Raw genomic sequence first — 12,779 nt, forward strand, 5'->3', positions numbered from 1 at the left:
GTGAATAAAGCATCAAAACGGCGTCATCCGGATGCGCAGCCCACCAAACACATTGAGGGGTGGACCTGGTTCAAAGAAACGACCAGCTGCAGCATTGATGCGCGTATTCGCATTGTAGCGCTCATCGAACAAATTATTAATGCCAACAAATACCGAACCCTCGAGCCAGCGATGTTTCTTTTCCCACCCCAACAATAATTGCCCCAGGTTATAGGCAGAGTTGGTGACAGTATTGATATCATTCACAAAAAATTCCCCTACCCGATGGACATGCAGTTGCCCAAATAGGCCAGAGGGATGGGTGTAACGTACTCTCCCCTCCCATCTATGTTTTGGTAATCCCGGAAATTCATTGCCTTTCAGATCGATATTATCGACGACATAATGCTCAAACTGGAAATCCGAATAAGTGTAGGCGACTTCACCTTGCAGCCCATGCCATACTGGCGTTGCCAGACGGGTTTCCACCCCTAGTCTACGCGATTTTCCTGCATTACGAAAAAAAGCGCGGCCTGGAGATTCGGCTAATTCAAAGGGAGTGATTTCATTACGGGTATGGATATGGAAAAAGGTGGCTTCATACGCAAAGCCAGCAGGATTGCCACGTAATCCAATTTCCTTGCTCAAGGAAGTCTGGGCTTCAAGGTTATTATTGAATCCTCCCATCCCTGCCGGGTTGTTGATCAATTCTGTAGTGGTAGGGGCTTCGAATACGGAGGCGATATTGCTATAAATCTGATGGGTATCCAGCAAGCGATACACAAGCCCCGCTGTACCACTCGCTTGAGAAAGTGTTCTAGTGCCTGATTGATCGCTATCCGAAAGAAATACATCTTTTACCCGATATTGCAGCCAATCCCAGCGTCCACCCGTCACGAAATCCAATTTATCGCTAATACTCCATTCATTCCGCAAAAACGGCCCGACATTCTGTACGCGTTCAATTTGATCCAGATTCAACGCGCCCCGAACGCCAAAAAGGTTATTAAAGCGTCGCCGATCATCATTCTGGATGGCATAGTCAACACCAGCCAGCAAGCGATTGGCGCGCTTCAGCAAAGTATGATTGCTCACAAACTGGGCTGTCAATCCTCCAGTCCAGCGATCGAATTCGACCTGACCACCGTTGTTAAAGGGTAATAAATTCTGGAAATCGCGGTGTAACACATGAGCAACAATGGTTAACATCTGATTAGCAGATGGGCTTTTCCGGTAGCGCACGGCGAATTGTTCCTGACGGATAGCTTCACTGGCGTTATATAACTGATTATTGATTGCCGCCTGTTTCGGATTGGCATTCACTTCAGCGAGCGTTAAGGCCCCTGGATCTTTCGAATCGGGGGAATAAAACTCATGCATTAAAATCATCCAGTCGGAATCAGGTGAAGGTTGGAAATTCAATTTGACTTGGGAAAATAAATTTTCCATGCTGCTGTGATCGCGCCAGCCCTTCTGCTGAAGATATGATCCAAACAATCCATAGTCAAAATTTGACATCCGTCCCCCTGCGTACAATTCCGATTTCAAATAACCGAACTGACCCAAAACCAGACGTGGCATCACTTCAAACTTTTCGCGGGGTGAGCGTGTGGTAATGCTGATCATACCACCGGAAGCATTGCCATATAGCGAAGCTGATGGGCCTCGTAAAATTTCCATACGTTCGATTAAGGCTGGATCGATGGCATCGAGCTGTGTCTGACCATCAGGTAAAGTCTGCGGAATATCATCGACACGCAACTGGATACCCCGCACGCCAAACGGTGAACGCGCACCAAAGCCACGGATGGCTATCCGTAAATCTTGTGTAAAATTATATTGATTCTGAAAAAAAACACCGGGCGTGCCATGCGCAAATTCATCCAACGTGGCGCCAGGTTGAAGATCAGTATATTTACTCCGCTCAATATGGGAAATTGCCTCGGGTAGTTGCTCAGGTTTTTTTTCTGTGCGCGTGGTAGTCACAGTAATAGGCGCAAAAGGGGTAAGTTCGGGTATTTTGGATTGTTGTGCCTGGGCTAGAACAGGCGTGATGAAGGAACCAATGAGGATGGAATGGATCACTAAGCTGCTGTTCGAGCGTATGCCACAAGCTAACATAGCTAATTTGCTTTTTCCTCACGTTATGAATCGGGTTATCTTATTAATCGACAGTAAGATTTTTTGTTCAGTTTTTGACGATTACTTCCATTTTACGCCGATGTCTCTATTCAACAATAAAATCGCAGGGTTCATTCTTTGGTGGATAAACCAACAATGTCACGCAACAGCTGGGTAGTACGAAAAATTTGAACAAGCTATCTACCTTCTCCTTTGCAGCCAGAATCAGAAGTTTTAGCTACGCATTATCAGGCATAGCTGTATTGATAAAGAGTCAGCATAATTTTTGGATTCACCTTCTTGCTACCACTCTGGTCATCAGCTGTGGGCTGTTTTTTCAGATTGATCCTATTGAGTGGTGTCTCGTCATTTTAGCTATCTTAGCGGTGTTTGTTGCAGAAGCTTTAAATACTGCCATCGAATTTTTATGCGATGCTGTTTCACCCGCTCCGCATCCCCTCATTCAAAAATCCAAAGATGTGGCTGCAGGTGCTGTGCTGATCAGCGCCATTGGTGCCATCATCATTGGTTTAATTATATTTCTGCCTTATTTTAAAGCTTACTTATGACTATTTTTTAATTAAGAGCGCGCCTCTAAAAATTCAAAATTCTAAACAAGACAAGGCAAGAACAAAAAATGTTGACGCAGCCTATACCGGATAGGTCATTCCATTTCCCAATCAAACATGACGCGAAAGTGAGCCGCAGACCGCATCAATAATATGGGCAAGATGGATTCGGCAAGGATCTTGTTAAAATTTAATGATTCTAGAGGTAGTTTTTAACATTATCGATGGCATTATTCACCATGAATGGTAATAATCAGGCTTCTGCTTCCTCCATGATTACGGTGCTCGCCCAGGTAAATTCCCTGCCATGTGCCTAAATTGAGTCGGCCATTGCTGACAGGAATCAACAAGCTGCAACCTAACAAACTGGATTTTAGATGGGCTGGAAGATCATCGCTTCCTTCATCCCTATGCCGGTAATAAGGTGCTTTCTCAGGTACGGTATGATTGAAGTAATCTTCAAAATCCTGGCGCACGGCCGGATCTGCATTTTCATTAAGGGTTAACGAAGCAGAAGTATGCTGAAGCAAAATATTCATGATCCCTATCCTGATCTGCCTTAATTCCGGTAGCTGTTGCAATATTTCATCAGTCACCAGGTGAAAGCCGCGTATGCGGGCTCTAAGATAAAGTTGTTTTTGTATCCACATAAAATAGTTATCCTATTTCTTGAAATTATGCAGTTTCTTTCAATCTCGGGCAGCAGTATTTTTGAGCTGACAATATTCCCTATGGTAGCGATACTCAATCCAGCTCTGTAAAAATTTTGCTCTTGTATCATTCCATATCTGAATCAAAACTAACTTTGTCGGCTAACCTTGCTTGCGGCCTTGCCGCATTATTAACACTGTCTGCGGCTCGCCATCGCGTTATGTTTGATTAAGAAATGGAATAGGACCAATTCAGGTAAACTACCCCATCAAAAAATACTACCATTAAAGTTTTTCTTATGACAGAAACTGTTATTGATTTGATTCGTCATGGCGAGCCTGTTGGCGGACAGCGTTATCGAGGTCACAACATTGATGATCCGCTCAGTGAAAAAGGCTGGTCTCAAATGTGGAATGCAGTGGGTGAATATAACGCATGGGAGCAGATTATCACCTCTCCGTTACAACGCTGCCAGGCGTTTGCACGCGCACTCGGAGAGCGTCACGGCATAGACGTTACTGTTGAGCATCGATTTAAAGAGGTGGGATTAGGTGCGTGGGAAGGGCTTAGCCACCAAGAAATTAAAACAAGCAAACCTGATGAGTTTCAGTCCTTCCTGAGAAATCCGGTAACACATCGACCTCAAGGTGCAGAAGCACTGGATGATTTCATCAATCGAGTCAGCTCAGCCTATGACGAAATTGTAGAGCACTCTCAAAGTAAGCATTATCTCATCGTTGCACATGCAGGGGTGATTCGTGCAGTCATTGCACGAACCATCCTTGCACCACCGGCTGGCTTCTATCGAATTAAAGTGAGTTACGGCGGAATTACCCGCATTCGGCGCACAGAAACAGGTGAAATGCTGGAGTTTCTGAATGGAGCTCTCTAACTGAAATAAACAATCCTGAAAGTCCAGCTGGACGAAATAGTACGAGTGGTGCTCCAGGTACAAGACCAGGCACTTTTTATTTTGCCAAGGAGGAATCGATCCAGCCGTGTCTGGCGAAGTATTTTTCTAGCTCTATCGCTATCTTATCAGCCATACTCCTGGCTTGCTGTGCCGAAGCCGACTTGTAAGCTTTACCAGCTCCCAGTGCTACATTGGTGGAAACTACTGCCGTTGTACCTGCTCCTGCCGCGACACCAGCCGGACCCAAGACAGCCGCCCCAGGCATGTTGCCGCTTTCCGAATGGGCGTCAAAAGCAATCAGCTCTTCAATACCAGACTCTTTCTGTGCTAAGACCCGTACATGGCTATCAAGCGAAGACTTACCCGCACCTAAACCAATCACGGTACGACGCAAGCGATTACCTTCGTTTATGTCAATAAATTCTCCGGTAATGATAATTGCATCTTTGCTGATCGGTGTATGGGCCGTAGCGCGTACAGGGTTCAAACCCATAGCCGCTATTTTTATCATCAGCTCTGCAGCCAAAGCATCGGCCACTTCCCGCCCTATCTGAACTTGTTCCGCTGTTTGATTACTGCCTGCCAGGCTCCTGCCAATCCTTGCAAACAGAGCAGAATTTTGTTTAATATCTTCGGGGTGCACTGCAAACTCATAAATTAATACTGTTTCTGGTTTGGATAGATTGAAAAAGGGAGGCTCGTTCGCAATCCGTGTGGTATGTTGAGCGCAGCCAGTGACTAGCAAAGCAATGATTATGGTCATGAGACCTTTACCAAACATTATCTTCATCAAAGCACCCCGCTTGTTTGATTGGAGAACAAAAAGATCCTTCACTCCCACTGCCTAGTTTTGAGTACTATGCCAACAGTAAGCCATATCGTCAAGCTATGTCCTTGCTTTTTTTGAGTAAATGGAAATCAGTGAGAACGCACTTACCTTCTATTGATACGGAACCATTACAGGAGATTGACCTATCCCAAGCTAATAAAGGCTAATAAAGATGAGATTTTCGAGGTAATATATTTCAAGTTGCTTGAATAAACACGGGTGATAAGTTTTTAGCGTGCATCTTTCTTATCAGGAGCTCCCATGAAACATCACAAATACCTTATTGTCGGTGGCGGAATGACTGCCGATTCAGCTCTTCACGGCATACGCCAGGTTGACCCAAACGGTACCATCGCCATGATCTGTGAAGAATTACATTCACCCTATGATCGCCCCCCACTCACCAAATCATTATGGAAAGGCGCGGCATTTGAATCCATCTGGCGTAGCCAACATGATATGAATGTGGCTGTCCACATAGGCAAAAAAATTGTCACGCTTGATCCAACCAAGAAGATCGCCATCGATAATGTTGGAAATATTTATACCTATGAAAAGCTGTTACTCGCCACTGGCGGATCAGTTCGACGATTACCCTATTTAGATGAGAATGTCATCTACTTTAGAACGGTAGATGATTACCAGAAGTTACGCGAACTATGCGAGCAGGGCTCCGATTTTGTGGTCATCGGTGGGGGGTTCATCGGTTCAGAAATTGCTGCTGCCCTTGCCATGAATAATAAACACGTCACCATGATTTTTCCTGCAAAGAGTATTGGCGCACGTATTTATCCTCAAGCCCTCTCAGAATATTTGAATAGCTATTATCGAGAAAAAGGCGTCACCCTCCATGCAGGCGACACGGTCAAAACCATTCGTAAAGAAGGCAGCAAAATAAGTGTGATGACAGAGAATGGTATGGAAATCACGGCGGATGGCATTATAGCTGGACTTGGAATTCAACCTAACATTGATCTTGCCAGGCAAGCTGGACTCGCCATCGATAATGGAATTGTCGTCGACGAATGCCTGCGCACGAGTCATCCTGATATTTATGCTGCAGGTGACGTAGCCAATTTCTATAGCCCTTTGCTGGAAAAACGAATACGGGTAGAGCATGAAGACAACGCAAATGTCATGGGAAAAATCGCTGGCGAAAACATGGCTGGTCAATCAAATCCTTACCATTACCAACCTTATTTCTACTCTGATCTATTTGATTTGGGATATGAAGCGATAGGCGAGCTTGATGCTAGCCTCGATATCGTTGCAGACTGGAAAGAACCCTTTCACAAAGGTGTAATCTACTATTTGCAAAATAAACAGGTACGCGGTGTACTGCTATGGAATACATGGGGTCAGATTGAGGCAGCCACTCAATTGATTGCCGAAAAAGCTGAACACACCCAGGAAACTCTGTCAGGACGAATAAGCGATTAGTTATTACGCTTTTGTCAGTATTGACCTGATTAATTCCATTTCTAAATCAAAACTGATTTTATCAGCCAAATTTTGCTTGTTGCCTTGCCGTATGATTGATGCTGTCTGCGGCTCGCCTTCGCGTCGTGTTTGATTGAAATGGAAGAGCATCTTGCGTAGATGCCTTGTACGCCAGAGAATAAAAATCCTGGAAGGAATTTCCAGGATGTTGCACGCTACCTTTAGTTGGCGATGCCGCTGCAAGTACCAATCTGGCGCTGCCATTGATGGCAGGGAACATCCTTGTGGCCTTATCGCACCCTGCGCATTTGACTTACCACATGCTCCACCGCATCTAGCTGCGGCTTCTGGGACCAATTACAGTGTCTCAACCTTTATTTTGCTGTCAAACGTTCGCCTGTTTGCGGGTCAAATAAATGTAATTTATCTATATCGAAAGTCAGTTTTATCCTGTCCCCTTCCTTGATGCGATGGCTGGCATCTAACTTAGCGGTAATCTGCCATTTATCACCTGACTTCTTGTCCAGGTTAAGATCCCGTGTTAATGCAGGCATGTCGGGCCACTGGTTATTTTTGATTTGAAAGTAAATGAGCACTTCAGCACCTAACCACTCCACCACATCTACTTGCGTATCAAAGGCGGCTTGTTTCGGATGCTGTCCACTTTCATCAGACAATACGTAAAAATCTTCAGGACGGATACCCGCAATGGCGTATTGATGCTGGCTTGGAAGAGTCATGCTCTCAGGAAAATTTATTTCTAAATCGAGTGAGAAAAAGAACAGTCGGCTATCTCTGAGTTGTACCGGAAAAAAATTCATGGCTGGGGAACCGACAAATCCCGCTACAAATAAATCGCCGGGTTGCCGATATAATTCATAAGGGGTTCCGATTTGCTGAACCACGCCTTTATTTAAAACCGCTACCCGGTCACCGAGCGTCATGGCTTCGGTCTGATCATGGGTCACATAAACAGTCGTGGTGCCTAGTCGCTTTTGCAGTCGGGCGAGCTCGGTACGCATTTGATTACGCAGCCTGGCATCAAGATTGGATAATGGCTCATCAAGTAAGAAAGCTTGTGGATTGCGCACAATCGCCCTGCCCATCGCCACACGCTGACGCTGACCGCCCGATAAATTTCGCGGCTTACTGTCGAGTAAATGGCTCAATTCTAGAATAGCCGCGGTTTCTTCCACACGCTTATTTATTTCTTTTTTGGGTACTTTCGCCATGACGAGCGGGAACGCGATATTTTGCCGCACATTCATATGCGGATAGAGGGCATAGCTCTGAAAGACCATCGCCATATTGCGATCCTTCGGATCCAGGTGGTTAATTACTTTGCCGTCAAGTCGAATCTCGCCGCTGCTGACTCCTTCCAGACCGACGATCATATGCAGCAAGGTTGATTTACCGCAGCCGGAGGGGCCGACGAGAATAAAAAATTCGCCATCATTAATGACAAAACTGGTCGCACTGACTGCTACCGTCCCATCAGGAAATTGTTTGGTCACATTGCTTAGTTCAATTTTTGCCATATAGTCAATTTGATCACATCAGCCTTTCACAGCACCTGATGTCAGACCCGCCACGATACGTTGCTGAAAAATTAACACTATAATCAAGACTGGTACAGTAATGACCACTGAAGCTGCCGCAATCAAGCCAGTGGGTAATTCAAAACGGGAGCTGCCTGTAAAAAAGGCAATCACCGCAGGTACCGTGCGGGCATTGTTGGTGGAAGTCAGCGAAATCGCAAATAAAAAATCATTCCAGGCAAAAATAAATACCAGAATCGCAGCCGTAAATATGGCGGGTGCGGCCAGGGGCACAATCACCCTAATAAAGGCTTGCCACGGGGTAGCGCCATCAACACGAGCGGCTTTGTCCAACTCCCAGGGAATTTCACGAAAAAAAGCAGATAAGATCCAAATGGCAAGCGGCAAAGCAAAAGTCATATAAGGAATGATGAGGCCCAACCAGGTATCAAATAGCCCTACTGTGCGCCACATATTGAAAATCGGCCCGATAATCACCACCGATGGAAACATGGCGGTGGCCAATGCGCCAGCAAGGATCAAGCGTCTGCCGGGGAATTCTAATCTGACTATGGCGTAGGCAGCAAACATTCCCAGCGTAACTGCCAGTACCGTCGATATCACAGCAATACCAAGGGAATTCCACAATGCCGCTGGAAACTGCATGTCAGAGAAAATAATTCGGTAATTCTCCAAGCTGATAGTTTGCGGAAAAAAACGCTGGTCATTCAAATGACGACTCTGCTTCAACGACAGGGATATAATCCATAAGACAGGTAATAAGGCGTAAGCCATCACCATGAGGTTACCCATCCCCCAGAAAACACGTCCCATCAGGTCATTCCTCATTCTCATTCGGCCTTTTCTCCTTGAGTCAGCGATGCCCCAAAGCCTTTAATAAACAAAACCGAGATTATAAGTACACCGATAAAAATCAATACTGAAACTGCCGAACCCAGACCTAAATTGAGGCTTACAATGAAGGTGTTATAGCCCAGCAGGGAGACAGTTTCGGTCCCCTGTGCGCCACGGGTTAGGATAAAAACCGTATCAAAAATACGAAACGCATCCAGTGTGCGAAACAATACGGCTACCAGAATGGCAGGTTTCATGAGCGGAACGATAATTTTTATGAAACGTTGCCAGGCATTAGCCCCGTCGACCCGCGCGGCTTGAATTAAATCATGCGGTACCAGGGTAAGCCCTGCCATTAGCAGCAATGCCATAAATGGCGTGGTTTTCCATATTTCGGTCAGGATAATTACTAAAAACGCTGACCAGCGCTGAGTCAACCATACCTGCTCCATACCGAGTAAGGCATTAACAAAACCGGTAGTCGGATCAAAAGCAAATTTCCAGGCCAATGCCGCAACAACAGTGACCATCGCATACGGAATTAACGTGGCGGCGCGCACTGCGCGGCGCCAGAACAAAGTATGGTGCATAATTAATGCGAGAGGAAACCCTAACAGCAATTCCAGGGAGACTGAGCTGATTGTCAGAATTAACGTATTACCCAGCGCATGCCACCATACCTCTGAGGTAAGAATACTGACATAATTATCGAGACCGATAAAAGCGCGCTGCTCGGGAAAACGCAAATCGTAGCGAAATAATGATAACCACAGTGCGTATAAAATAGGGTAAGCAGTTACCACAAGCAAGGCAGTTACTGCCGGCGCGCACAATAACCAGCCCAAACGCCGTTCGTTGCTTTTCTTCTGATTCAAAGCAAACCCTCTGAATTGAGTGCGCGCTCGATGGCGCGACGTAGCCGAATAAAATCTTTCTGAGGTTCAATATCGCGCATAGGGTGCAAAGTACGACTGATCGCCAGAGAAATATCATTATAGAGCGGCGTTTGTGGGCGTTGCACCGCATCGTTTAACGAACTGCGCAACACATCTGCAAAGGGATAAGTCGCGCGAATTTCCGGCTCATCATATAATGCAGCGACAGTCGGCAGCAGCCCTCCCAGTTCAGCAGCCATACGTTGATGCCTGGCTGCAGTAAGACAGGCAGCGGCATGGAACGCCAACTGAGGATAAGGCGTATAGGCGCTGACACCTAAATTAAGGCCACCAATCACAAAGCGGCTGGGTTTGCCTTCTATGGCCGCAGGCCAGCGAGCCCATCCCATGTGTTTAACAATTTCAGGCGCATTTCTCTGGGCGCTGGGCCAGACAAAGGGATAGTTAACCATGAAGCTGGAGTGGCCTGATTCAAAAGCAAGGCGCGCCTGATCTTCGCGTGTAGTCGCCAGAGCCCGAACAGCGGCCCTTGAATTGGCAAAGCGTGCCATGGTAGAAAGCGTCTGCAAAGTGGGCTGTTGCGCCAGAGAGATATGCTTGCCACTGACATCCAATACTGAGCCGCCATTCGAGGCCAGCAGTGAAATAAAGAATGCAGTTAATCCTTCATAACGTTCGCCTTGTGCCTGTATGGTCCCTGTTTTCCCCAATGATTCAGCCACAAGGATCATTTCATCCCAGGTGGCAGGCGCTGCAGTGACTCTGTCTGTGCGATACCATAATAACTGAATATTCGTAGTGAACGGCGCTGCCCATAATTGATTTTGATAGATTGCGCTCTGCAATGGAGCATCCAGTCGACCTGCCTTGGCTTGCTCAGCTGTTTCGCCAGTCCAGGGAAGAATCCAACCCGCCTGCGCAAATTCTGCAGTCCAGATGACATCCATCCCGATAATATCGATGGAATTATCGCCTGCGGCCAGCCGGCGCACTAATTGCTCACGTTGTTGATCGGCATCAGCAGGCAATGGCACCTGTTCTATTTTATACGCTTGTCCTGAATCTTCAGAGCAGCGCCTGGCTGCCATGGAAAATGCGCCCGAGGGTTCACCGGCAACATACCAGTTCAAGGTAGGAATAGCCTCCCTCCTCTGACTGCTGCAGCCATAGAGTATGATGCTGATGGTAATGCATAAGGCTAAAGTGAGACGGATACTGATCAATGCTCCTCTCTCCTCGTTGATAGCGACAAAAAGTTATCAGATAATTTTTTGTCATCATATAATTTTTTATCAGTAGTCTGCTTTCAATATTGAATTCCATTTCTAAATCAAAAATGACACGAAGGCGAGCCGCAGACAGTATAAATAATACGGCAAGGTGAAGCCGACAAAGTCAGTTTTGATTTAGAAATGGAAGAACGCAATGCCATATATTTTCTGTAACAAATACCATAGCAGAATATGGTATCTCTGTCTTGATTATGTAGTTCAAGCGTTTAAGATGCTTAAGTATTTTCTGAGGTGAGAATGCAGCTATTTTTTGATCATTGCTGGCAGGTAGTTATTCATGCATTATTGAGTAATTCAAACATTACTTTGGGGTTTGGCTGATCAGATTGTCGCAATTCCATTTCCAGATCAAACATGACGCGGAGGCGAGCCATCAACAGTATGACAGTATCAATGATGCAGCAAGGTGAAGTCGACTCAGTCAGGGTTGATTTAAAATTAGGATAAGATAGTAAAAGTTTCTTCCATATTAATTAATAAGGATAGAGTAATATGCTTACGAAATTTGTTGATTATCAGGATGGCGATACCGAACTGGAAGGTTATATGGTCTATCACGAAACAGATGCCCCCAAACCGGTCGTGCTGGTTGCGCATGATTGGAGTGGTCGGCGCGAATTTGCCTGTAAGGCAGCAGAAAGAGTCGCAGCAATGGGTTATGTCGGTTTTGCGCTGGATATGTATGGCAAAGGTATATTTGGCCGCGATGGGGACGTGGACGGTAACGCAGCACTCATGCATCCTTACGCAAGTGATAGAGCCTTATTGAGGCAAAGAATTAACGCAGCATTACTGGCAGTGCGAAAACTCCCACATGTTGATGCAACCAGGATCGCGGCAATGGGTTATTGTTTTGGTGGAATGTGTGTGCTGGAATTGGCTCGATCCGGTGCTGATGTGAAAGGTGTTATCAGCATTCATGGTATTTTGGCACGTGATTATATTACCAATGAAAAAATAAGCGCTAAAGTGCTCTGTCTACATGGTCATGATGATCCCATGGTACCGCCCGAGCAGGTGTTAGCTTTTGAGCAGGAGATGACCGAAGCGGGAGTAGACTGGCAGATGCATATTTATGGAGGAACCATGCATGCCTTTACCAATCCTGTGGCTAATAATCCCACTTTCGGCACAGTCTACAAAGAAATAGCGGCAAAACGGGCTTATCAGTCGATTGGCAATTTCTTGGCTGAAATTTTCTAGAGTAATGTAGATCAGTCCACATTAAAATTGCTCTTTGCTTTTGTGGCTCGTCACACACTACCAATACTTCTTTGCCTTATTCCATTTATACAATAGGGCAGCAAATTGATTGTAAGCAACCTGCCCTAACTGTTTGATAAGTGGCAAACCCAATAGTGTTGCCTTCCATTTCTCGCCAGGAGAATGCCGCCAAATGGTGAGAAATGCATCAAACCCGATATAAGTTTGACCATGTTCATCCACGACATGCAATCGCTCACGCACTTGCTCAAGTTCTGAATGGATTTCCGTGACTAATGCAGGATGCGAATGGATATCTTTCCATTCGACCGGACACCCTTTCATCTTGCCTTTCTGATTTTCTATGCCAGCCTTGCACACCGGACAGGCTGAGTTGTAATAAACTTTGATCGGATTCGTTTCTTTATCCACTGAAAAACTCATTCCATTTCCCAATCAAACATTACGCGAAGGCGAACCAAAGATAATATTA

At 45.8% G+C, this 12,779-nt stretch carries 13 protein-coding genes; 4 read left to right on the forward strand and 9 right to left on the reverse strand.

From position 1 onward, the window contains the following. Window positions 1-12: 12 nt before the first annotated feature. Entirely contained in the window at window positions 13-2,100 is a 2,088-nt protein-coding gene (locus AAW31_RS02940) for a TonB-dependent receptor family protein (protein ID WP_046849088.1), read from the reverse strand. Between the two features lie 188 nt (window positions 2,101-2,288). Here AAW31_RS02940 and AAW31_RS02945 point away from each other — a divergent pair, with 188 nt between their 5' ends. After that, a complete protein-coding gene (locus AAW31_RS02945; protein WP_046849089.1) occupies window positions 2,289-2,669 on the forward strand; it encodes a diacylglycerol kinase family protein in 381 nt (126 codons plus the stop codon). A 230-nt stretch (window positions 2,670-2,899) separates the two neighbouring features. Here AAW31_RS02945 and AAW31_RS02950 read toward each other — a convergent pair whose 3' ends face one another. Next, the gene (locus tag AAW31_RS02950; protein WP_046849090.1) at window positions 2,900-3,319 is read right to left on the reverse strand and encodes a secondary thiamine-phosphate synthase enzyme YjbQ; all 420 of its coding nucleotides are present in this window, start codon (window positions 3,317-3,319) and stop codon (window positions 2,900-2,902) included. 299 nt (window positions 3,320-3,618) lie between these two features. Between AAW31_RS02950 and AAW31_RS02955 the strand changes: the two genes are divergently transcribed. Beyond that, on the forward strand, window positions 3,619-4,212 hold the full coding sequence (locus tag AAW31_RS02955) for a histidine phosphatase family protein (RefSeq protein WP_046849091.1): 594 nt from the start codon (window positions 3,619-3,621) through the stop codon (window positions 4,210-4,212). Between the two features lie 76 nt (window positions 4,213-4,288). Here the strand turns inward: AAW31_RS02955 and AAW31_RS02960 are convergent, their stop codons facing one another. Then, window positions 4,289-4,996 (reverse strand): DUF4410 domain-containing protein, encoded by a 708-nt coding sequence (locus tag AAW31_RS02960; protein ID WP_158441361.1) that lies wholly within the window; start codon window positions 4,994-4,996, stop codon window positions 4,289-4,291. A gap of 327 nt (window positions 4,997-5,323) precedes the next feature. On the opposite strand from AAW31_RS02960, the gene AAW31_RS02965 reads away from it, so the two are divergent. Beyond that, window positions 5,324-6,502: an NAD(P)/FAD-dependent oxidoreductase gene (locus AAW31_RS02965; RefSeq protein WP_046849093.1), complete on the forward strand. Its 1,179-nt coding sequence runs from the start codon at window positions 5,324-5,326 to the stop codon at window positions 6,500-6,502. Between the two features lie 61 nt (window positions 6,503-6,563). On the opposite strand, the gene AAW31_RS02970 is transcribed toward AAW31_RS02965, so the two are convergent. The 5 genes from AAW31_RS02970 to AAW31_RS02990 form a co-directional block, all read right to left on the reverse strand. Then, window positions 6,564-6,782, reverse strand: coding sequence for a hypothetical protein (locus AAW31_RS02970; RefSeq protein ID WP_144412822.1), 219 nt, complete (start codon window positions 6,780-6,782; stop codon window positions 6,564-6,566). A 94-nt stretch (window positions 6,783-6,876) separates the two neighbouring features. Further along, the gene (locus AAW31_RS02975) at window positions 6,877-8,040 is read right to left on the reverse strand and encodes an ABC transporter ATP-binding protein (protein WP_046849095.1); all 1,164 of its coding nucleotides are present in this window, start codon (window positions 8,038-8,040) and stop codon (window positions 6,877-6,879) included. Window positions 8,041-8,058: 18 nt separating this feature from the next. Then, on the reverse strand, window positions 8,059-8,895 hold the full coding sequence (locus AAW31_RS02980) for a carbohydrate ABC transporter permease (protein WP_046849096.1): 837 nt from the start codon (window positions 8,893-8,895) through the stop codon (window positions 8,059-8,061). Then, window positions 8,892-9,770, reverse strand: a complete 879-nt coding sequence (locus tag AAW31_RS02985; protein ID WP_046849097.1) for a carbohydrate ABC transporter permease — start codon at window positions 9,768-9,770, stop codon at window positions 8,892-8,894. The genes AAW31_RS02980 and AAW31_RS02985 overlap by 4 nt, the downstream gene beginning before the upstream one ends. After that, window positions 9,767-11,014, reverse strand: coding sequence for an ABC transporter substrate-binding protein (locus AAW31_RS02990; RefSeq protein ID WP_052752043.1), 1,248 nt, complete (start codon window positions 11,012-11,014; stop codon window positions 9,767-9,769). The genes AAW31_RS02985 and AAW31_RS02990 overlap by 4 nt, the downstream gene beginning before the upstream one ends. A gap of 561 nt (window positions 11,015-11,575) precedes the next feature. Between AAW31_RS02990 and AAW31_RS02995 the strand changes: the two genes are divergently transcribed. Further along, a complete protein-coding gene (locus AAW31_RS02995) occupies window positions 11,576-12,286 on the forward strand; it encodes a dienelactone hydrolase family protein (protein WP_046849098.1) in 711 nt (236 codons plus the stop codon). 57 nt (window positions 12,287-12,343) lie between these two features. Here AAW31_RS02995 and AAW31_RS03000 read toward each other — a convergent pair whose 3' ends face one another. Next, window positions 12,344-12,718 (reverse strand): thiol-disulfide oxidoreductase DCC family protein, encoded by a 375-nt coding sequence (locus AAW31_RS03000; RefSeq protein ID WP_235264478.1) that lies wholly within the window; start codon window positions 12,716-12,718, stop codon window positions 12,344-12,346. Window positions 12,719-12,779 lie beyond the last annotated feature (61 nt).

It is taken from the genome of Nitrosomonas communis, from assembly GCF_001007935.1.
Classification (GTDB): domain Bacteria; phylum Pseudomonadota; class Gammaproteobacteria; order Burkholderiales; family Nitrosomonadaceae; genus Nitrosomonas; species Nitrosomonas communis.